Source organism: Gallaecimonas xiamenensis 3-C-1 (assembly GCF_000299915.1).
Classification (GTDB): domain Bacteria; phylum Pseudomonadota; class Gammaproteobacteria; order Enterobacterales; family Gallaecimonadaceae; genus Gallaecimonas; species Gallaecimonas xiamenensis.
Genome location: NZ_AMRI01000029.1, coordinates 1 through 19,416 on the forward strand (window position 1 = coordinate 1; position 19,416 = coordinate 19,416).

The 19,416-nt window shown below is 62.0% G+C and carries 15 protein-coding genes and 3 tRNA genes; 6 read left to right on the top strand and 12 right to left on the bottom strand.

The window, feature by feature from the left end:
- Positions 1-636: 636 nt before the first annotated feature.
- From B3C1_RS16485 to B3C1_RS16495, 3 genes are all read right to left on the bottom strand, one after another.
- A tRNA-Asn gene (locus B3C1_RS16485) sits at positions 637-712 on the bottom strand.
- Positions 713-854: 142 nt separating this feature from the next.
- Positions 855-930 (bottom strand) — tRNA-Asn (locus B3C1_RS16490).
- A 160-nt stretch (positions 931-1,090) separates the two neighbouring features.
- Positions 1,091-1,166: transfer RNA gene (locus B3C1_RS16495), tRNA-Asn, on the bottom strand.
- Between the two features lie 700 nt (positions 1,167-1,866).
- Between B3C1_RS16495 and B3C1_RS16500 the strand changes: the two genes are divergently transcribed.
- Positions 1,867-3,192, top strand: a complete 1,326-nt coding sequence (locus tag B3C1_RS16500) for an MATE family efflux transporter (RefSeq protein WP_008486217.1) — start codon at positions 1,867-1,869, stop codon at positions 3,190-3,192.
- Entirely contained in the window at positions 3,189-5,201 is a 2,013-nt protein-coding gene (gene uvrB, locus B3C1_RS16505) for an excinuclease ABC subunit UvrB (protein ID WP_008486219.1), read from the top strand. Before B3C1_RS16500 ends, uvrB begins: the two co-directional genes overlap by 4 nt.
- Positions 5,202-5,399: 198 nt before the next feature.
- On the opposite strand, the gene B3C1_RS16510 is transcribed toward uvrB, so the two are convergent.
- Together B3C1_RS16510 and B3C1_RS16515 are read right to left on the bottom strand one after the other, a co-directional pair.
- Positions 5,400-6,710: a sigma-54-dependent transcriptional regulator gene (locus B3C1_RS16510; RefSeq protein ID WP_008486220.1), complete on the bottom strand. Its 1,311-nt coding sequence runs from the start codon at positions 6,708-6,710 to the stop codon at positions 5,400-5,402.
- Positions 6,691-7,974: a sensor histidine kinase gene (locus B3C1_RS16515; protein WP_008486221.1), complete on the bottom strand. Its 1,284-nt coding sequence runs from the start codon at positions 7,972-7,974 to the stop codon at positions 6,691-6,693. Before B3C1_RS16515 ends, B3C1_RS16510 begins: the two co-directional genes overlap by 20 nt.
- A gap of 219 nt (positions 7,975-8,193) precedes the next feature.
- Between B3C1_RS16515 and B3C1_RS16520 the strand changes: the two genes are divergently transcribed.
- Positions 8,194-8,787 carry a hypothetical protein gene (locus B3C1_RS16520; RefSeq protein ID WP_008486222.1) on the top strand — a complete coding sequence of 198 codons (594 nt, stop codon included), beginning with the start codon at positions 8,194-8,196 and terminating at the stop codon, positions 8,785-8,787.
- Here the strand turns inward: B3C1_RS16520 and B3C1_RS16525 are convergent.
- The gene (locus tag B3C1_RS16525) at positions 8,784-9,677 is read right to left on the bottom strand and encodes a LysR substrate-binding domain-containing protein (protein ID WP_008486224.1); all 894 of its coding nucleotides are present in this window, start codon (positions 9,675-9,677) and stop codon (positions 8,784-8,786) included. The two genes, B3C1_RS16520 and B3C1_RS16525, sit on opposite strands and share 4 nt — an antisense overlap.
- 148 nt (positions 9,678-9,825) lie before the next feature.
- On the opposite strand from B3C1_RS16525, the gene B3C1_RS16530 reads away from it, so the two are divergent.
- Positions 9,826-11,217, top strand: a complete 1,392-nt coding sequence (locus B3C1_RS16530) for an aspartate ammonia-lyase (protein WP_035482559.1) — start codon at positions 9,826-9,828, stop codon at positions 11,215-11,217.
- 24 nt (positions 11,218-11,241) lie between these two features.
- Here B3C1_RS16530 and B3C1_RS16535 read toward each other — a convergent pair whose 3' ends face one another.
- The 6 genes from B3C1_RS16535 to B3C1_RS16560 form a co-directional block, all read right to left on the bottom strand.
- Positions 11,242-12,687, bottom strand: coding sequence for a hypothetical protein (locus B3C1_RS16535; RefSeq protein ID WP_008486226.1), 1,446 nt, complete (start codon positions 12,685-12,687; stop codon positions 11,242-11,244).
- A gap of 110 nt (positions 12,688-12,797) precedes the next feature.
- Entirely contained in the window at positions 12,798-13,562 is a 765-nt protein-coding gene (locus B3C1_RS16540; RefSeq protein ID WP_008486227.1) for a S1/P1 nuclease, read from the bottom strand.
- Positions 13,563-13,751: 189 nt separating this feature from the next.
- Positions 13,752-14,900, bottom strand: a complete 1,149-nt coding sequence (locus B3C1_RS20665; protein WP_237751011.1) for a T6SS immunity protein Tli4 family protein — start codon at positions 14,898-14,900, stop codon at positions 13,752-13,754.
- A gap of 261 nt (positions 14,901-15,161) precedes the next feature.
- Positions 15,162-15,458: a DUF6587 family protein gene (locus B3C1_RS16550; protein ID WP_008486229.1), complete on the bottom strand. Its 297-nt coding sequence runs from the start codon at positions 15,456-15,458 to the stop codon at positions 15,162-15,164.
- Positions 15,455-17,293, bottom strand: a complete 1,839-nt coding sequence (gene feoB, locus B3C1_RS16555; RefSeq protein WP_008486230.1) for a ferrous iron transporter B — start codon at positions 17,291-17,293, stop codon at positions 15,455-15,457. The genes B3C1_RS16550 and feoB overlap by 4 nt, the downstream gene beginning before the upstream one ends.
- A complete protein-coding gene (locus tag B3C1_RS16560) occupies positions 17,293-17,532 on the bottom strand; it encodes a FeoA family protein (RefSeq protein ID WP_008486231.1) in 240 nt (79 codons plus the stop codon). The genes feoB and B3C1_RS16560 overlap by 1 nt, the downstream gene beginning before the upstream one ends.
- A gap of 280 nt (positions 17,533-17,812) precedes the next feature.
- On the opposite strand from B3C1_RS16560, the gene B3C1_RS19500 reads away from it, so the two are divergent.
- Positions 17,813-18,475 (top strand): hypothetical protein, encoded by a 663-nt coding sequence (locus B3C1_RS19500; protein WP_008486233.1) that lies wholly within the window; start codon positions 17,813-17,815, stop codon positions 18,473-18,475.
- Positions 18,472-19,413, top strand: coding sequence for a HupE/UreJ family protein (locus B3C1_RS16570; protein ID WP_008486234.1), 942 nt, complete (start codon positions 18,472-18,474; stop codon positions 19,411-19,413). The genes B3C1_RS19500 and B3C1_RS16570 overlap by 4 nt, the downstream gene beginning before the upstream one ends.
- Positions 19,414-19,416 lie beyond the last annotated feature (3 nt).

Sequence of the window (19,416 nt, forward strand, 5' to 3'; positions counted from 1 at the left end):
CCAGTGACATAGTCTGCGAAGCAGACTCAGTACCATGGCAACGGAGATTTTTAGACGACGAAAAAAGAAAAGGGACCCTTGCGGATCCCTTTCGGTAGTGGCTCCCCCCACTGGACTTGCACGGGGCCGCCCAGGCCAGTGACATAGTCTGCGAAGCAGACTCAGTACCATGGCAACGGAGATTTTTAGACGACGAAAAAAGAAAAGGGACCCTTGCGGATCCCTTTCGGTAGTGGCTCCCCCCACTGGACTTGCACGGGGCCGCCCAGGCCAGTGACATAGTCTGCGAAGCAGACTCAGTACCATGGCAACGGAGATTTTTAGACGACGAAAAAAGAAAAGGGACCCTTGCGGATCCCTTTCGGTAGTGGCTCCCCCCACTGGACTTGCACGGGGCCGCCCAGGCCAGTGACATAGTCTGCGAAGCAGACTCAGTACCATGGCAACGGAGATTTTTAGACGACGAAAAAAGAAAAGGGACCCTTGCGGATCCCTTTCGGTAGTGGCTCCCCCCACTGGACTTGCACGGGGCCGCCCAGGTCAGTGACATGGCCTGCGAGGCAGGCCCAGTGCCTGGTACTTCACTTATCAAAGTCAGAAAAAGAAAAAGGCCAGCTGATGCTGGCCTTTTGGTATTGGCTCCCCCGACTGGACTTGAACCAGTGACATACGGATTAACAGTCCGCCGTTCTACCGACTGAACTACGGGGGAATAAATTGTCTCGCTTACGCGAACCGCCTGAGCGGTGATTTGGCTCCCCCGACTGGATTTGTACGGGGCCGCCCAGGTCAGTGACATCAGCTGAAAGCTGGCTTTACTGGGAGTCAACCAAAGGTTGATAGCTCATCTTGTTTGGCTCCCCCGACTGGACTTGAACCAGTGACATACGGATTAACAGTCCGCCGTTCTACCGACTGAACTACGGGGGAATAAATTGTGTTGCCCTGAGGGCAGCTTACCGGCCTTGGCCACTAAGCACTGAATTTTGGCGCCCCGATTGAACTTAACGGGGCCGCCTAGGCCAGTGACAAGCTTGCTTGCAAGCTTTTGGCCCATCTTACCAGCCTTGGCTGCTAAGACAGTAAATTCTGGCTCCCCCGACTGGACTTGAACCAGTGACATACGGATTAACAGTCCGCCGCTCTACCGACTGAACTACGGGGGAGCAACGGTGGCGAATCTTATCCACGCCCCCCGGGACTGTCAACACCCAAAACCACCTGCAAGCACTGACTGCTTGCCTTTTGGACATTCTGGTTGGTCCTTGGCCAATAACCCCGGTTTTAGCCCCCGCCCTGCCGGCTTTTTCACCAATGCCTTTTGCTAAGTGTCAGAAGCCCAAGGGGGAACCGGAAAAGAGGCGAAGATGAAAAGGCACCGAGGGCAGCACAAAACGGCAGGTTGGGCTTTTCTTTCGCCACTATGACAGTTCCTGTCCATCCACAAGGCCGGATCTCCGGCCAGACAAGGGCTGGTCGCAGTTATCCACTTTTTCTGTGGATAAGTCTGTGGGGAAAGTCACAAGAGGCCCGTTTGGCGTGGCTTTCCTTGGAATTCGTGAAAAAGGAGCACAGTTAACCACTAGGGTTAAAATATAATAAAAACAAAGAGTTGTGGCGTAAGAAATTTTCCTACATCAGCGGATTATCATATTTGTGACAGAACTGTAAAGTCAGGGAACTGTTGTGAATTACCGTCTGGGAGACGGTGATCAGGGACGGCAGTTAAGCCGGTGAGGGCCGCGTAATTTAACGACTCGGCCCCTGGCTGGCAAGGGGAATTTTTGAAAAACAGCTAAATCATGGTCGTTTGTGGTCAAGGGGCGTAAACTTGCCGCTTTCAGCTTTCCTGACGAGTTCTGATCCATGGCCCGCGCTCCCCATAATTTGCTGGATGGCGACATCAAGGTCACCCTGCGGCAGATGACCATCTCCCTGCTCTGGGGCATGGCGACCATGATGACCTTCAACCTGGTCGATACCCTTTTTGTCAGCCGCCTGGGTACCCACCCCTTGGCCGCCATCAGCTTCACCTTCCCGGTCAGCTTTACCTTGATCAGCCTCACCATAGGCCTGGGCATCGGCACCTCGGCGGTAATAGGCCACGCCCTTGGCCGCAAGCACCAGGGGGAAGCCAAGGAACAGGGCAATGCCGCCGTCTGGTTGGCGGTATTGTCGGTGGCGCTGCTGGCGCTATTGGGCTGGGCCTTCCATGACCCCATCTTTCGCGCCTTGGGGGCCAATGACGAGCAGCAGGTCTTGATCGCCCAATACATGGATATCTGGTTCCTGGGCAGCCCGCTGCTGGCCATCCCCATGATCGCCAATGCGGTGATGCGGGCCAACGGCGACACCGTTACCCCCAGCCGCTTTATGATGCTGGGTGGCCTTATCAATGCGGTGATGGATCCGCTGCTGATCTTCGGTTGGGGCCCTTTCCCGCGCCTGGAACTGATGGGGGCGGCCCTGGCCACGGTGCTGGCCTGGCTGGGGGGCTCGGTTGGGGTGCTGATACTGCTCTACAAGCGGGACCTGGCCCGGTTCTGCCTGCCGGGGCGGGAGATGGTGCGCCATTGGCGCTCCTTGCTGGTGATAGGGTTGCCGGCGGCCGGTGCCAATATGATGACCCCCCTGGCCATGGCGGCCCTGACCGCCATGGTGGCCAGTTACGGCCCGGCGGCGGTGGCGGCTTTTGGGGTGGGCACCCGGTTGGAATCCATGGCCACCCTGGTGGTGCTGGCCCTGTCCATGACCTTGCCGCCCTTTGTCAGCCAGAACATGGGGGCAGGGCAGCTGCAACGGGTGCAGGCCGCCTACAGCGGCGTGGTGCGCTTTGTACTGGGCTGGCAGGGATTGTTGTACCTGGTTCTGCTGGCCCTGGCCTTTCCCATAAGCTGGGTGTTCGGCAAGGACCCCAAGGTGGCCGAGCTTATCCGCCTCTTTATCTTTATCGTGCCCCTGGGCTATGGCCTGCAAGGGGTGGTGATCCTCACCAATTCGTCTTTTAATGCCATCCACAGGCCGGCCAAGGCGTTGATGCTGTCGACCCTGCGCTTTTTCGTGGCGGCGGTGCCCCTGGCTTGGCTGGGTGGCCAGCTGTTCGGGCTGCCGGGCTTTTTCGGCGGCGTGGTACTGGCCAACCTGCTGACCGCCAGCATCGCCTACCGCTGGTTTACCAAGGAGACGGCATGAGCAAAGACTTTATCCTGCATTCGGCCTACCAACCGGCCGGTGACCAGCCTACTGCCATCGCCCAACTGGTAGACGGCCTGGAAGCGGGCCTGGCTCACCAAACGCTTTTGGGGGTAACGGGCTCCGGTAAGACCTTTACCATGGCCAACGTCATCGCCACCCTGGGCCGGCCCACCATCGTCATGGCCCCCAACAAGACCCTGGCTGCCCAGCTCTATGGCGAGATGAAGGAGTTCTTCCCGGAAAACGCCGTGGAGTACTTCGTCTCCTACTACGACTACTACCAGCCCGAGGCCTATGTGCCGGCGTCCGACACCTTTATCGAGAAGGACGCCTCCATCAATGACCATATCGAGCAGATGCGCCTGTCCGCCACCAAGGCATTGATGGAGCGGCGCGACGTGGTGATAGTGGCCTCGGTGTCGGCCATCTACGGCCTTGGGGACCCCCAAAGCTATCTGTCGATGATGCTGCATATCCGCCAAGGCGACATCATCGACCAGCGCGCCATGCTGCGCCGGCTGGCCGAGCTTCAATACACCCGCAACGAAGTGGCCTTTAGCCGTGGCACCTACCGGGTGCGCGGCGAGGTGATTGACATTCACCCGGCCGAGAGCGACGAAGAGGCGGTACGCATCGAGCTCTTTGACAACGAAGTGGAACGGATCAGCACCTTCGACCCCTTAACCGGCCAGGTACTCAGAAGCGGCCTTGGCCGCATCACCATCTACCCCAAGACCCACTACGTGACGCCTCGGGAAAAGGTGCTCGAAGCGGTGGAGAGCATCAAGGTGGAGCTTAAAGGCCGCCTTGAGGACCTTCGCAGCAGCAGCAAGCTGGTGGAAGAGCAGCGCCTGGCCCAGCGCACCCAGTTCGATATCGAGATGATGGTGGAGCTGGGCTATTGCTCGGGCATCGAGAACTACTCGCGCTATCTGTCCGGCCGCAACCCCGGCGAGCCGCCGCCGACCCTGCTGGACTACCTGCCGCCGGACGGCCTGATGATCATCGACGAGTCCCACGTGACGGTGTCGCAAATTGGCGCCATGTACAAAGGGGACCGCTCCCGTAAAGAAACCCTGGTGGAGTACGGTTTTCGCCTACCCTCGGCCCTGGACAACAGGCCCCTTAAGTTCGACGAATTCGAAGATATCGCCCCCCAGACAGTGTACGTGTCCGCCACCCCCGGCAAATACGAGCTGGAACGCTCCGGTGGCGAGGTGGCCGAACAGGTGGTGCGGCCCACCGGTCTTTTGGACCCGGTGGTAGAAGTGCGCCCGGTGGGCACCCAGGTGGACGACGTGTTGTCGGAAATTGGCAAGCGGGTGGCGGTCAACGAACGGGTACTTATTACTACCCTCACCAAGAAAATGGCCGAGGACCTCACCGAGTACCTTAACGAACACGGGGTGCGGGTCCGTTACCTGCACTCGGATGTGGACACGGTAGAGCGGGTGGAGATCATCCGCGACCTGCGCCTGGGTGAGTTTGACGTGCTGGTGGGCATTAACTTGCTGCGCGAAGGCCTGGATATGCCGGAAGTGTCCCTGGTGGCCATTTTCGATGCCGACAAAGAAGGCTTCCTGCGCTCCGACCGCTCCCTTATTCAGACCATAGGCCGGGCCGCCCGTAACCTTAACGGCCGCGCCATCCTCTACGCCGATAAAATCACCGGATCCATGCAGCGGGCCATGGACGAAACGGCGCGCCGGCGGGAAAAACAGGAAGCCTTCAATGCCGAGCACGGCATAGTGCCCAAGGCCCTCAACAAGAAAATCGCCGATATCCTGCAATTGGGGGACAAGAGCGACAGCGACGGCAAAGCCAAGGGCAAATCCCGCAAAGGCAAAGACGCTGCTCCTGGCCACCTGGACGCCAAGACTCTGGCGGCCGAGATGGAAAGGCTGGAAAAGCAGATGTATGTCCATGCCCAGAACCTGGAGTTCGAGGAAGCGGCCCAGCTGCGCGACCGAGTGGCGCAGATGAACGAGCAGCTAAAAAGCCTCTAGGCAGCAAAAAGGCGGCCTTGGCCGCCTTTTTCATGGGTAAATCGTCCTTAGAACCCCAGGGTGCTGGCGTAGTAATAGAGGGCCAGCATGGCCAGGGTGATCAGTACCAGGGCTGCTGCCTGCCAGGCTTTTTTCTTCATGGTGATGTCCGCTTTTCTTTTAAGGTAATCCCTTGCAGCGACCTTGGGGAGATTTTCCTTAAAGCCCATGTTTTTCCAGGCGATAGAGCAGGGCCTTGTAGCCCAGGTTCAGGTACCGGGCGGTCTGGCGCTTGTTGCCGCCGTTAAGGGCCAGGGCCTTGTCCAGGCAGTGGCGTTCAAAGGCCTCCCAGTCCAGGCCCCCCGGTGGCAGGCTGACCGTAAAATCGCCGTTGCCTGGGGTTACGGCGGCAATGGGCATGTCTTCCCCCAGCAGCACCAGCCGTTCCATGCGGTTGGCCAGCTCCCGCACATTGCCGGGCCAGTGGTGGCTCAGTAGCCGGCCTACAAGGGCCGGGCTCAGCTCCGGCTGGCTCAGGCCGTGGCGGCGGGCGTAGAGGGCCAGAAAATGGCGGCAAAGGGCGGGGATGTCGTCCTTGCGCTCGCGAAGAGGCGGCAGGACCAGGGGCACCACGTTCAGGCGATAGTAGAGATCTTCGCGAAAACGCCCGGCCTGCACCTCGGCTTTAAGATCGCGGTTGGTGGCGGCGATGATGCGCACATCGATGCTGCGCTCCTGGTGCTCCCCCAGGCGGGTGACCTTGCCCTCTTGCAGCACCCGCAGCAGCTTGCTTTGCAGCACCAGGGGAAGCTCGCCTATTTCATCCAGAAACAGGGTACCGCTGCTGGCTGCCTCGAACTTGCCGGCCTTGGCCTGGGTGGCACCGGTAAAGGCGCCCTTGTCGCTGCCAAAGAGCTCGCTTTCGGCCAGGGCCTCGGGAATGGCGCCGCAGTTAATGGCCACGAAGGGCTTTTGGGCCCGGCGCGACAACTGGTGCAGGGCCCGGGCCGCCAGTTCCTTGCCGGTACCGGACTCCCCTTCGATAAGCACTGTGGCGTCGGTGTCGCTGATGCGGGCTAGGCGGCTTTGCAGCTGCTGCATGGCCGGGGCCTGGCCGATGATCTCGGTGAGCTTGTTCTGGTCGGTCAGTGCCTGGCTCAGGCGCTGGTTGTCCTGGCGCAGTTTCTGGGCGCGGCCCACCTTTTCCAGGGTCAGGGCCAGCTCCTGGCGGCTAAAGGGCTTGGACAGATAGTCGTCCGCCCCCTGGCGCATGGCCTCCACGGCGTGGCTGATGGTGCCGTAGGCGGTCATCATCACAAAGGCCGGCCCCTGGCTCAGGCGCTGGGCGGCCCGCAGCAGCATCAGGCCGTCCCCGTCCCCCAGTTTCCAGTCGCTAAGCACCATGTCCACCTTGCCAAGGTGGGGCTGGGCCTCGGCCACCGAGGCGGCCAATACCAGGTCATAGTCGGTCAGCAGTTCGGCCAGCAGCTGGCGCTGGTCTTTGTCGTCTTCAACCAGCAGCAGGCGCATCGCTGTTCTCCGGCAAGGTCAGGGTGGCAACGGCGCCCCCTTGAGGGTGGTTGTCCAGGGTCAGGGTGCCGCCGTAACGCAGCCGCACCAGGCGTTCGGCAATGTACAGGCCCATGCCGGCGCCGTCGGCCTTTTGGGTGGCGTGGGGGGTAAAGAGCTTGGCCTTGACCTGGTCGCTAAGGCCCGGGCCCTGGTCGCGAATGTGGATGACCAGGGCGCCGGGCACCAGTTGTGCATCAAGGCTGGCTTCCTTGCCGGGGGCCGCTTCCAGGGCGTTGCTCATCAGGGCGTGAAAGACGGCGCGCAGCTCCGACTCGTCCCCTTTGAGGGTGCAATGCTGGGGCAAGGTCAGCCGCCACTGGCCGCCGAGGCTGAGCCTGACATCGGCCAGCAGTTCGGCCAGCACCAGGGGCTGCTGGCGGTTTACCCCCTGGGCCGACAGGGTCAACAGTGCCTTGATGTTGGCGTCCATCTGCTTGAGTTTTTGGGCGATGGCCGCCTTCCTGGCCTGGTCCAGTTCCCCTTCCAGGGCCAGACCTATGGTGTGGATGGGGTTACGCAGGCTGTGGGCCAGGCCACGGGCTATGTCGCCCAGTTCGGCCAGGTGGGCCTGGTCCTGCATTTGCGCCTCTTCCTTTTTCAGGCGGGCCAGCTCCAGGCTCATGCGGTTAAAGCCGTCCATGGCGGTGCGCAGCTCGCGCATGCCCTGGGGTTTGAGCTGCACCCCCGCTTCCCCCTTGGCCACCCTTGAAAGGCCCTGGGCCAGGGTTTCAAGGGGGCGGGAGAAGGCCTTGGCCAGCAGGTAGATCCCCAGCAGCGCCAGCAGTGAGGTAAGGGCCAGGCCCAACCAGAGCTTCTTGTTGGCGCTGTGCACCACTTCCACCGAGGGCGCCAGCAGGCTTGGGTGGCTGAGGCGAACCTGGCGCAGGGTCTCGTTGGCGGCGCGCCTGGCATCGGCTATCTGGGCCGCCACCTTTTGGCGGCTGCGCTCTATTTCCTGGCGGCGCATCTCCTGGGCTTGGCGCTGCAACTCGGCCGCTTCGTCCGGGGCCAGGCGTACCAGCTCTTCGGGCACCTCTATGTCGGGGGTAGGGGGCTCGGGGATCTCTATGCCTTCCAGGGCATCTTCCACCATCTGGTGGCTGATACTGGCCACTTCCACGTTGATGTCGTCCTTCAAGCTTCTTAGCAGCCAGGTCTGGGTGCCGGCCAGCAGCAGGAAGAGGGCGCCGAAAAGGGCGAACAGGCTGTGTTTGACGCGCATGTAACCTCCATTTTCCAAAAGGCTAACAGAGGGGCAGGGCAGCGCCTAGGGACCGGCGCCTTGGGCAAAGGGCAGTTGCCGGGTCCCCAATTGCGGGCAATGTCCCCATATGGGGACATTTGTGCAGAGGTGGATTTTATTAAGTAATTGAAATTAAATGAAATGATGGCCTGGCACGGCTTTCTCATTGCTTGGGTCCCAACCATAAGGAGAAGACCCATGCGCACTCTACCCCTCGCCGCCCTGTTGCTGCCCGTTCTGTTGCAAGGCGCCTGCACCAGCCAGGCCCAAGCGGCCCTGGCCGAAACCCCGGTCAACGAAACCCCGGCCCCCAAGGTCCAGGAAAAGGGCATTCATATCGTCACCCAGCGCGGCGGCAAGACCATCACGGCCTCTGGCGCTACCGAAGCCGAGCTGCACCAGGCCCTGATCAAGGAGCTGGGCAGCGAAGAAGAGGCCCGCCAGCTGGAAGCCGAACTGGCTCAGCAGTTCAAGGAGGCCGAACGGCAGCGCCAATGGGCGGAAAAGTACCGCACCGAGGCCATGGAGCAGGCCAGGATCAGCAGGGCCGAGGCCCAGAAGATAGCCAAAGAGGCCATGCGCCAGGCCCGTATCGAGCTAAAGCGGGTGCAATTGGCTTTGGACAAGCAGGGGGATGTCTTGAGTGATCTTGAGCCGCCCCTGCCCCCAGAGGCCCTGGCCCCGCAAGATATCGACGATCTCGAGGTGATCCTCGATTTGATTGGCGAGGCGGACCTCAGCCCCGCCGACAAGGCCGCTATCACCCAGGCCCTTAACGGCAAGGGCGGTTAACCGGCCAGCTGCTGCCAGAGCGCCTTGATGGCCGGCTTATGGACCAGGTTGCAGCGGTAGAGGCGAATATCCAAGGGGGCCTGGTAACGCGCCGGCCCCAGCTCTACCAGGCGGCCGTCCTTGAGTTCCTGTTCGATGCACAGCCTTGGCAGCCAGGCCACCCCTAGGCCGCTCAGGGCCATGCCTTTGAGGCCGTCGGCCATGGCGGTCTCAAAGTGGGTGCGAAGGCGCAGGCGCAGACCGTCGTTAGCCAGCATCAGCCGCAGGGTGCGCCCCAAAAAGGCTCCCTGGGTGTAAGCCAGCAGCGGCACGGCCTCGTCGGTTTCCAGGTTCCAGCGCGGCTGGCCGTCGGCGCCCGGGGTGCAGACCGGCACCAGGGCGGTGCTGGCCAGGTGCAGGGACGGGAAGGTGGCGGCGTCCAGCTGCAGGGCAGAAAGGGGGTCGTAATAGACCAGCATCAGGTCGCAATGGCCTTCCCGTAGCTGGTGCACCGCCTCTTCCACGTTCAGGGCCGTCAGGCGGATGGACAGCTGCTCGTCGGTGCTGATCTGACCCAGCCAGTCCGGGAAGAAGCTGTTGGCCAGGGAGTGGGCGGCGGCAATGTCCAGCACCTGGGCCTTGGCCGGTTGCAGGCCCCTTACCCGCCCCACGGCGTCCGCCAGTTGGTCTACCACAGAGCGGGCGGTGAGCAGGAACAGCTGGCCCTCGCTGGTGAGATCCACCGGGCTTTTTGACCTGTCCACCAGGGCGGCCCCCACCGCGTCTTCCAGGGCGCGGATACGGCGGCTGAAGGCGGGCTGGGTAACATGCCGGCGGGCGGCAGCCTGGGAAAAACTGCGGCAGCTGGCTAAGGCCAGCAGATCTTCGAGCCACTTGCTGTCGATATCCATGGGAACATCCGTGAGTTATGCCGAAACGGCATGAGCATTGAAACAATAGCATTGGCAAAAGCCCTGGCCAAGGCCTCACCATAGCGCCACTTTTCACCCACAGAGCCGTACCGTGACCGCCTTTCCCCACCCCGCCAGTGACGCCCCCCTGTTTCGCCAGGAAAAAGATCTTCTCGGTTATCTCGATGTCCCCGCCGGTGCCTATTACGGGGTGCAAACCCAGCGGGCCTTGGACAACTTCCAGCTGACCGGCGTACCCCTGTATCACTTTCCCAAGCTGATTCTGGGCCTGGCCATGGTGAAGAAGGCGGCGGCCCTGGCCAACGCCGAGCTGGGCCATCTGCCGGCGGCAAAAAAAGACGCCATAGTGCTGGCTTGCGACCGCATCATCGCCGGTGAATTCCACGACCATTTCGTGGTGGACATGATCCAAGGCGGCGCCGGTACCTCCACCAACATGAACGCCAACGAGGTGATAGCCAATATCGCCCTCGAGCACTTGGGTCATGCCAAAGGCGCATACGGCCAGCTGCACCCCAACAACGATGTCAACCTGTCCCAATCCACCAACGATGCCTATCCCACCGCCATCCGGGTGGGCCTGCAACTGAGCCATGCCGAGCTGGTGGACAGCCTGGCGGCCCTGCGCGACGCCTTTGGCGCCAAGGCCGGCGAGTTCAAGGACATCATCAAAATGGGCCGCACCCAATTGCAGGACGCAGTGCCCATGACCCTGGGTCAGGAGTTTGGCGCCTTCGCCACCACCCTGGGGGAAGACATAGAGCGTATCGAGGGGCTTTACGATCTGCTGCGGGAAGTGAACCTCGGCGGCACCGCCATCGGTACCGGCATTAACGCCGACCCCCGCTACGGCAAGCTGGCCACGGCCCATCTGTCAGACATTTGCGGCCACCCCATGCGTTTGGCCAAGGACCTGATTGAAGCCACCTCCGACATGGGCGCCTTCGTGCTGTTTAGCGGCATGACCAAGCGCCTGGCGGTCAAACTCTCCAAGATTTGTAACGATCTTCGCCTGCTCTCTTCCGGCCCCCGTACCGGCTTTGGGGAAATCAACTTGCCGGCCCAGCAGCCGGGCTCCAGCATCATGCCCGGCAAGGTCAACCCTGTCATTCCCGAGGCGGTGAACCAGGTGGCCTACCAGGTGATTGGCAACGATTTGGCCATTACCCTGGCCGCCGAAGCCGGGCAGCTGCAGCTCAACGTGATGGAGCCGCTGATTGCCTACAAGATTTTGGAATCCATGCGGCTGTTGCGCCGGGCCATGGACATGCTGCGCGAGCGCTGCGTGGTTGGTATCAGCGCCAACGTGGAGCGCTGCGAGGCGCTGGTGAACCAGTCCATCGGCCTTATCACCGCCCTTAACCCCCATATCGGCTACGACAACGCTACCCGCATCGCCAAGGAAGCCCTGGTAACCGGCAAGGGGGTGCTGGAGCTGGTGCGCGAAGAAGGGCTTTTGGACGAGGCGCTGCTGGCCGAGATATTAAAGCCGGCCAATATGGTCCGGCCCCGGATGTAAAAAAGGCCCCGTAAGGGGCCTTTTTTATTGGCGGCTGACTACCAGGCTGGAGCCGCTGGCCAAGACACTGGCCTGGGCTTCCTGGCTGGCCAGGGGGCTTAGCACTGTGCCGTAGTAGAAGGGTTGGCTGGCCAGGTTGCTGCCGAGCTGGTGCTGCAAGAAGGCGCTCTTGGCCAGGGCGCTGTCGGCGGCCACCAGGCTGACGGTGACGCTGCCGGCCAGCAGATCGTCGCGGCTTAGCAGTACTGCACCGGCGGCGGACTGAACCTGGGGCAGGGGGGTGCTGTCCTTGGCCTGGCCCAGCACCTGTAGCGACAGGTAGCTCTTGCCGCTGCTGCTGTAGGCCGACACCAGAGTGCGCTGGTAGCCAAAAGCACTGGCGTCGGCGCCCTCCAGCAATACGCAGCCGTACTGGTTCTGGCCACAGTCGCCGCTGAGGCTGGGGTCGGCGTCCGTCAGGTTCAAACTCCCCAACAGATCCACGTCCACCCCGGCTTCGGGGTTGCTCAAGTGCTGCTGGCGGCTCAGGGCCCAGCCCTGGTATTGGCCCTGGGCCTTGGCATACCAGTTGGCCTCGGCCAGGGCATCGGTGTAGGAAAAGTCGCTGTCGGCCGGGGTCAGGGTCTGCCAGTGGTAGTCGCCCTGGGTGTCGTTCAGGCGCAGCTCGGCGCTGTCGGTGGCACCCTGGTTATAAAAGGCGATGGCCGGGCGCTGGCTCAAGGGGGCCAGCACCTGGCTGGCGGCGCAGCCGGTGCGCTCACAGAGGGCGTCGGCAGCCACAAAGGCATAGCCCACCATGTTCGATGCCTGGCCGCTGTCGGCATCGTATTGGCCGTAGGCGGTCACCAGTACCGGCTGGTCGCCGTAGGTGGTCAGAGGCACGTCCACGCTCTTGGCGCTGGTGAAGCTGTCGTGGCCGTTGTCGAAACGGTAGATGGCCGGGGCGCTGGTGAAGCTGTCGTCCAGGGTCAGGGTGGCATAGCCGCTGCTGATACCCTCTTGCTGGTAGCTGCCGGTCAGGCAGGCACCGTCTTTTTGGCTGCTGGCCACGCTCAGGGTCAAGGTGCCCAGCAGGCTGGCGTCCAGGGCCAGCACATTGTATTCGGTAAAGGCCTGGCTCTGGGCGGTGGAGGTGATGGCCAGGTTGCCTCCCTCGGGTATCTCGTCGGCGTAGACCACCACCAGGCCAGTGTCGGAAACGCTGAGGGTCTTGGCCTGGGTGCCGTCGGCATTGTAGAGGGCAACGCTGGGGTCATTGACCCGGCTGGCGTAGTAATAGGTGTCGTTGCCGGTCTGGTAGTAGACCTGGCATTGCTCGGCCTGGGTGTTGGCCAGGCTGTCTTCCTGCAAGGTCACCAGTTGCAGGGCATAGGTGGTGCGAGCCGGGCTGTCGGCGGTGCCTGAGCCGGAGCCGCCGCAGGCGCCAAGCAGCAGCGCAAGGGGCAGGGCCATTAGGTTTTTTTTGTGCATGGCAAGGTTCTTAAGGTCTTGAAAACAAAAAGGGGGCTCGAGGCCCCCTCTTGTATACAAGGCGTTCGGGCCGGCACAAAGCTTGAGCCAACCCTTTCCTTTTTGTTGCCTTATTTGTCGTAGATGCTGTCCAGTACCTTGGCTAGGCGCTCGGCGCCCGCTTCCATGCGCTGCTCCAGCACAGGGCCGAAGTGGTCCACGTACTCTTGGCCCATGGTCTTGTGGCCCTGGTAGTAACGGTAAACCTGCTGGGTGATGGCCATGGACTGGTTGCCCCAGGCCAGGGGAGTACCGCCGGCGTCCTTGGCGTTGGCCAGGCCCGCCAGTTTGTGGCCGAAGCCTTTCCAGTCGTCGCCGCCCATATGGCCGAGCATGCCGTAGTCCCAGATGCCGTGCAGGTTCTTCTCTTCACCGAAGAACTGGCCCAGGGCGCGGTTGCCCCCCAGGTCGTCGGCGTAGGACACGTGCAGCGGCTGGTGCAGATCGCCGATGAAGTGAGACAGGAAGAACAGCGCCTGCCAGTCATTGGGGTTTTGGGTCAGCAGCGCCTGGTAGTGGCGGATGCCGGACAGCACGCAGCCGGTGGCCGGGCAGTTGGCGTCGGTAAGTTTGCTGGCACCCCGGGGGATATTGACGTAGTGCAGGGGTTTGGACCAATCCCAGTGGTGATCGCCTTTGATGTCGTCGGCCCAGGTACAGCTTTCGGCAAAGGAGCCGTATTTACCCTGGCTGGCCACCACCTTATCGAGGGCTTGCTGGGTTTTGGGGCTGGTGAGTTCGTAAGCGGCCTGGCAGAAGGCCTTGTGGCCGTTGAATCCGAAGGCCCAGGTGGGGCTGACCACCAGGGCGGCGAGAAGCCAAAGAAGGTGACGCATTATTGTTATCTCCTGTTGTAAAGCCCGCGCATTGTACTCGCCTTTTGTGGCGAAGGTGTGATGGACGCGTCTAACAGGAGCCGCATCGCCGCGCTACCCAGCCGGCGAGGGCGAGTTGCTGTGGCCGCAGCTGAAGGCAGGGGGCTGGTGGAAAAGAAGGCCTTAGAGGCGGCATTACACAGGGATTGTTTACCGAGCCAAGTCTTCGCGAATGCTTTCACTGAGTTTGTTGAAGCGAGGGATCACCGTTTCCGGAGGCGGCGTATGCTGGGCTAGGTCGTCCGTGCCTTTCTGAAAGGTTGTCATCTGCACGGCCAACAAGGGAGAGAGGGTGCCGCCCCGGTGCGCCAAGGCGAACCAGGCGCGCTCCTGTTCACCGGAGTCTTGCTTGGGGTCCAGGCGCCAGCCTTCCAGGCCAGCCAGGCGCTTACCAAGCTGGATGCGCTCGATAAACGAAGTTTTCTGCCATTTCTCGGCGTCATAGCCTGGGCGATAGTCGGTGTCGTAGGTGCCCAGGGTGGGTTTGGTTTGCCAGGGATCGTTGGCCGAAGCGTTGATCAGGGTGAAGATCACGTTGGGCGTTTGGGTGAAACGCAGGCTGTTCTTGATGCTGTAGGCCGTGTTGCCATCGTCGGCGATAAAACCGTAGGGGAAGCAGAAACCTGGGCCCTTGGGCACCTCATACAACTCACGCGGCTGAAAGCGTGCCATCAGCGCCTTGATACGCTCGGCAGAGCCGGGGCCGGCCTTGGAAAAGGCGAAGGAGTAAACGCGATTGTTGCGCCAGAGCAAAGCCTTGCTAGGGGCGAGATGCCCACCCAGAAAATAGGCATCGGGAATGCCAAGGTCATATTCGTGGATTGTTGCCAGGGGTAGCTGACGCTCGAGTTCCTTTATGGATCTTTCGAAACTTTCCACGGCCCCCTTAGTCGCGTTGGTATTTTCTTTTTCATCCAACACCCTCAGCTCACTAAGCAGTTTCTTATCCGTCTCTAGATTCTTCTGTAGTTCTTTCTGGTAAAGGCGCGCCGTACCTTTGATATACCTTGCGGCGCCATCGAAGATGTCACGTTCAACGATATCACTCACTCGGATAGTCAGACCGTCATAGTCATAACTACCCACATCCCCTTTAGCCGTTACTCTGGGGGTGAATATATGCCCACCCCGTCCATCACTGATCCGGTCAGTGCGTTGGCCATCATAGGTCGCCCATTGCATTTCTTCGGGTACATCAAAAATGATGCGTCCGAGACACTCTTGTCGCGGTGCGTCGGCAAACGCGGTGCCTGCGGCAATCATCAGACCAAGACTCAGATAATGAAAAAGGGTTCTCATGCACTTTGGGTCTCTGTTTCGTGCTCGTGGTCGGTCTGGGCCAGTGCGCGACGATGCTCAGGTTTTCAATTACCTGGGCTTTGATACCGGAACTTAGTTCTTACCAGGTGTCCAGTTGGCGGGCAAGGCGCAGATATGGCCTTGCACAGCAACAGGGGAGAAGTTGTTGACGGTAGCCAGCGTATTGGAACGCCAGAAACGTTCCCATCGAGCAGCGCCATGCACCACATTGTTTAGGTCGCGCTAAGCCAGATAATGCCCTTAAAGCCGGGTGCGAAAGATCTCCTGGCCCTGCCGGCTGGGAGCGGCGCTGGTGCCACAGCCATTGCAACCGCCGCAGCCATTGTCGCTGCCGCAGCCGCCGGCCTGGTCAAGGCGCGCCGACAGGCGCTTGCCAAGCCAGTGGGCCGGGGCGCTGCGCCCCGGTTTGAGCAGGTTGGCGGCCAGGCGCCCCTGGATCTTGAGGCTGGTAGCAGGGGCCATGCGGCGCAGCACCATCAGGCTGCTCAGCAGCACCAGGCTACCGATGATAAGGCCTTGCACCAGGTCGAAGATCACGCCAGGGCCTCCGCAATACGGTAAGTGGCGAAGGCAGCCAGGTAGGCCAGGGCGAAGAGGTAAGCCGTGGCCAGGCCCATCACCTTCCAGGAGTTGGTTTCCCGGCGGATCACCGCCAGGGTTGAAATGCACTGGGGCGCGAACACGAACCAAGCCAGCAATGCCAGGGCCGTGGACAGGGACCAGGTGTTGGCAATGACGGTGCCCAACTGGCTGGCCACCATGTCTTCGGTGCCGGACATGGCATAGACGGTGCCCAGGGCCGACACTGCCACCTCGCGGGCACCCATGCCGGGCACCAGGGCGATACAGATCTGCCAGTTAAAGCCGATGGGGGCAAACACATAGTGCAGCAGGTGGCCCAGCTGGCCGGCAAAGCTGTAGTCGATGGCAGGCGCCGTGGCCCCTTCGGGGGCGCCGGGGAAGGTGCACAGGAACCAGATCAACACGGTCAGGGCGAAGATGATGCCACCGACCCGCTTCAAGAAGATCTTGGCCCGCTGCCAAAGGCCAAGGGCGATGTCACGGGCGTGGGGCACCCGGTAGGCCGGCAGCTCCATCAACAGGGCATGCTCGCTCTTGTCGCGGCGCAGCCATTTCATCACGTAGGCCACCAGCAGGGCGCTGAGGATACCGGCAAAGTACAGGCAGAACAGCACTATGCCTTGCAGGTTGAAGAGCCCGGCCACGGTCTGTTGGGGGATAAAGGCGGCGATCAGCAGGGTGTAGACGGGGAGCCTGGCCGAACAGGTCATCAGCGGCGCCACCAGTATGGTGGTGAGGCGGTCACGGGGATCCTGGATGCTGCGGGTGGCCATGATGCCGGGAATGGCGCAGGCAAAGCTCGACAACAGCGGGATAAAGGCGCGGCCGGTAAGGCCGGCACGGAACATCAGCCGGTCCAGCAGGTAGGCGGCCCGGGGCAGGTAGCCGGATTCTTCCAATACCAGGATGAACAGGAACAGGATCAGGATCTGCGGCAGGAACACCAGCACGCCGCCGAGGCCGGCGAAAATACCGTCGTTGATCAGGCTGTAGAGGGCACTGTCTTCGGGCAGGGGGGAGGTAACCCAGGCCCCCAGATCACCCATGCCGCCGTCGATAAAGTCCATCAGTGGCGTGGCCCAGGAGAACACGGCCTGGAAGATAAAGAACATCAGGGCGGCCAGGATGGCCATGCCCAGCACAGGGTGCAGCACCAGGGCGTCGATGCGGTCATCCAGGGTGCTGTTGTACTGGGGCAGGGTAACGGCCTTTTCCATCAGTTGGCGCACCCGCAGGTGACGGTCCTGGAGGTTTTGCTCGGCGCTGGCGGCGGGCACTGTCCAGGCCTTCTCGGCCAGCTTGTCGGCCAGGGCCTTGGCGCCCTGCTTGCTGATGGCCACGGTTTCCACCACCGGAATGCCCAGCTCTTGGGCCAGGGCCTGGGTGTCGATGATGATGCCGCGTTTGCGGGCGGTGTCCATCATGTTCAGGGCCAGCACCATGGGCCGGCCAAGAGCCATGATCTCCAGTACGAAACGCAGGTGCAGGCGCAGGTTGGTGGCGTCGGCCACGCACACCAGCAGGTCCGGTTCGGCCTCGCCCTTGTAGTTGCCCTGGATCACGTCCCGGGTGACTTCTTCGTCGGGGCTGGTGGCGTCCAGGCTGTAGGCGCCGGGCAGGTCGAGGATGCGGAACTGGGTGCCGCAGGGAGACTGGTAACTGCCTTCCTTACGTTCAACGGTAACCCCGGCGTAGTTGGCCACCTTCTGGGTGTTGCCGGTCAGCAGGTTGAACAGGGCGGTTTTACCGCAGTTGGGGTTGCCCACCAGGGCCATGCGCAGGCTAGACATCAGGCCTCCAGCTCCAGAGTGACACGTTCGGCTTCCTTACGGCGCAGTGCAAAGCGGGTGCCGCCCACCTGGACCACCAGGGGGTTGCCACCCAGCAGGCCCCGGGCTACCACCCGCACCGGCTCACCTGGTACAAAACCCAGCTCCCGCAGGCGCTTGGCAATGGGGTCATCGGAGTAGGCGTCCACTACGTCCCGGACCAGGGCCGGTACGCCTTTTTTTACATCTGCGAGTGTCATAAGGTTAATTTTGGCCTAAACGCTAATGGTTCTCACTATAACGCCAACCACCCCCCGACAGGAAGACATCTCGACTGCCGAACTGGCCTTTCGGTCGCAGCCGGCGCCCTGGTTACCGGCCGATAACGGCCAGGCAATAAGGCGGTCAAGGTGCTAACAGTGTTGCCCCAAGGGGCCGTCGGGTCAGGGGCGCAAACCCGGCCGCATGCTATCACGAAATGCCCCTTGGGCTCAGCGCCCAGCTAGACTTAGCTGCGTTCCCAAGACAAGGACTGTCGCCATGGCCAACGTGCTCAAATCCCCCCTGCTGCACTTCCTACTGATCGGCGCCGGCCTGTTCACCCTCTACGGCTGGCTGGTGCAAGGCCAGGCCAGCATAGCGGTGGACAGGGCCGCCCTTAGCGCCCAATTCCAGCGGCTTTGGGCCAGGCCTCCCAGCAGCGCCGAATTGCAGGATCTGGTGGACCAATACCTGCTGGAGGAAATCGCGGTGCGCCGGGCCCAGGCCCTTGGCCTGGATAGGGACGACCCGGTGATCCGGGCCAGGCTTTGGCAAAAAATGCAGTTCCTAGACGATGCCCTGCCCAGCGACCAAGAGCTGGCGGACTTCTTGGACCGCAACCAGGGCCGTTACCAGCAACCGGCCCGCTACCGACTCAGTTATTGGCCCAAGGGAGCCGGCCAAGGCCAGCCCGAGGAGTGGTCGGCCACCTTGGTGGCCGGGCGCTTTGGCCAAGCTTGGCTGGAACAACTCAACACCCTGGCCCCCGGCCAGTGGCAGCCATTGCCGGATGGGGGGCGGGTGCAGCTGCTGGCCCGCCAAGACGGCTACTTGCCGGCCCTTGGCGAGCTTCGCAGTCAGTTGCTGGCTGACTGGCAGGGCGAGCAGCGCCAGGCCCGGCAAGCCCTGCTGCTGGCTCAATACCGGGAGCAGCAGCAATGAAGTGGCTTTGGTTGCTACTGCTGTTTACGCCGCCCCTGTGGGCCGACGGCCTGCGCCTGAGTTACCTGGATCTTGAGGCCATCGAGCCCGGGCAATACCGGGTGGCCCTGAAAAGCCAGGCCGGGCAGGGGACCTTGCTGCCGGATTTTGGTGACCAGGCCAGGCTTATGCCCTTGCCGGGGCAGGCTGGTGGCGGCGCCTTGGTACAGCGCTGGCAGCTCGAAGTCCAGGGGCCTTTGGTGCTGACCAGGCGCCAGCAAGGCGGCCAGTTGCTGGTCAGGGTCAAGGACCTTGGCGGCGCCGAGCGCAGTTACCGCCTAGGGCCCCATGAAACCAGCCTGACCCTGGCCGGGGCCCCTTCCCAGCTGCAAACGGCCCTCACTTATCTTGGGCTGGGGGTGGAGCATATCCTGATGGGGGCGGACCACCTGCTGTTCGTGCTGGCCTTGGTACTGCTGGTCAAGGGCGGGCGGCGCCTGGTGCTGACCATCAGCGCCTTTACCCTGGCCCACAGCCTGACCCTGGCCCTGGCGGCCTTGGGTTGGGTGCAAGTTTGGCTGCCGCCCATGGAGGCCTGCATTGCCCTGAGTATCCTCTTTGTGGCCCTGGAGGTCAGGCGTAGCCAGCAGGGGCAACCCAGCCTCACCGCCCAGATGCCCTGGCTGGTGGCCTTTGCCTTTGGCCTGCTCCATGGCCTGGGTTTTGCGGCGGCTCTGGGGGAGATTGGCTTGCCGGCCGAAGCCCTGGTTACGGCGCTGCTGACCTTCAACCTGGGGGTGGAACTGGGCCAACTGGGTTTTGTGGCGCTGCTGTGGGGCCTTGGCTGGTTGTTAAGGCCGGTAGTTATGCCGCCCTGGGCCAGGGCGCTACCGGCTTATGGCATAGGCGGCCTGGCCGCCTTTTGGGTGATAGAGCGGGTGTGGGGCTTTTGGGCCTGAGAC

Excerpts from the sequence above, each read along its gene's own strand:
- B3C1_RS16515 (WP_008486221.1), bottom strand. The coding sequence starts at position 7,974 with ATGCGCGTCAAACACAGCCTGTTCGCCCTTTTCGGCGCCCTCTTCCTG.
- B3C1_RS16500 (WP_008486217.1), top strand. The coding sequence starts at position 1,867 with ATGGCCCGCGCTCCCCATAATTTGCTGGATGGCGACATCAAGGTCACC.
- B3C1_RS16535 (WP_008486226.1), bottom strand. The coding sequence starts at position 12,687 with ATGCACAAAAAAAACCTAATGGCCCTGCCCCTTGCGCTGCTGCTTGGC.
- B3C1_RS16510 (WP_008486220.1), bottom strand. The coding sequence starts at position 6,710 with ATGCGCCTGCTGCTGGTTGAAGACGACAAAGACCAGCGCCAGCTGCTG.
- B3C1_RS19500 (WP_008486233.1), top strand. The coding sequence starts at position 17,813 with ATGGCCAACGTGCTCAAATCCCCCCTGCTGCACTTCCTACTGATCGGC.
- B3C1_RS16560 (WP_008486231.1), bottom strand. The coding sequence starts at position 17,532 with ATGACACTCGCAGATGTAAAAAAAGGCGTACCGGCCCTGGTCCGGGAC.
- B3C1_RS16525 (WP_008486224.1), bottom strand. The coding sequence starts at position 9,677 with ATGGATATCGACAGCAAGTGGCTCGAAGATCTGCTGGCCTTAGCCAGC.
- B3C1_RS20665 (WP_237751011.1), bottom strand. The coding sequence starts at position 14,900 with ATGAGAACCCTTTTTCATTATCTGAGTCTTGGTCTGATGATTGCCGCA.
- B3C1_RS16540 (WP_008486227.1), bottom strand. The coding sequence starts at position 13,562 with ATGCGTCACCTTCTTTGGCTTCTCGCCGCCCTGGTGGTCAGCCCCACC.
- B3C1_RS16520 (WP_008486222.1), top strand. The coding sequence starts at position 8,194 with ATGCGCACTCTACCCCTCGCCGCCCTGTTGCTGCCCGTTCTGTTGCAA.
- uvrB (WP_008486219.1), top strand. The coding sequence starts at position 3,189 with ATGAGCAAAGACTTTATCCTGCATTCGGCCTACCAACCGGCCGGTGAC.
- feoB (WP_008486230.1), bottom strand. The coding sequence starts at position 17,293 with ATGTCTAGCCTGCGCATGGCCCTGGTGGGCAACCCCAACTGCGGTAAA.
- B3C1_RS16570 (WP_008486234.1), top strand. The coding sequence starts at position 18,472 with ATGAAGTGGCTTTGGTTGCTACTGCTGTTTACGCCGCCCCTGTGGGCC.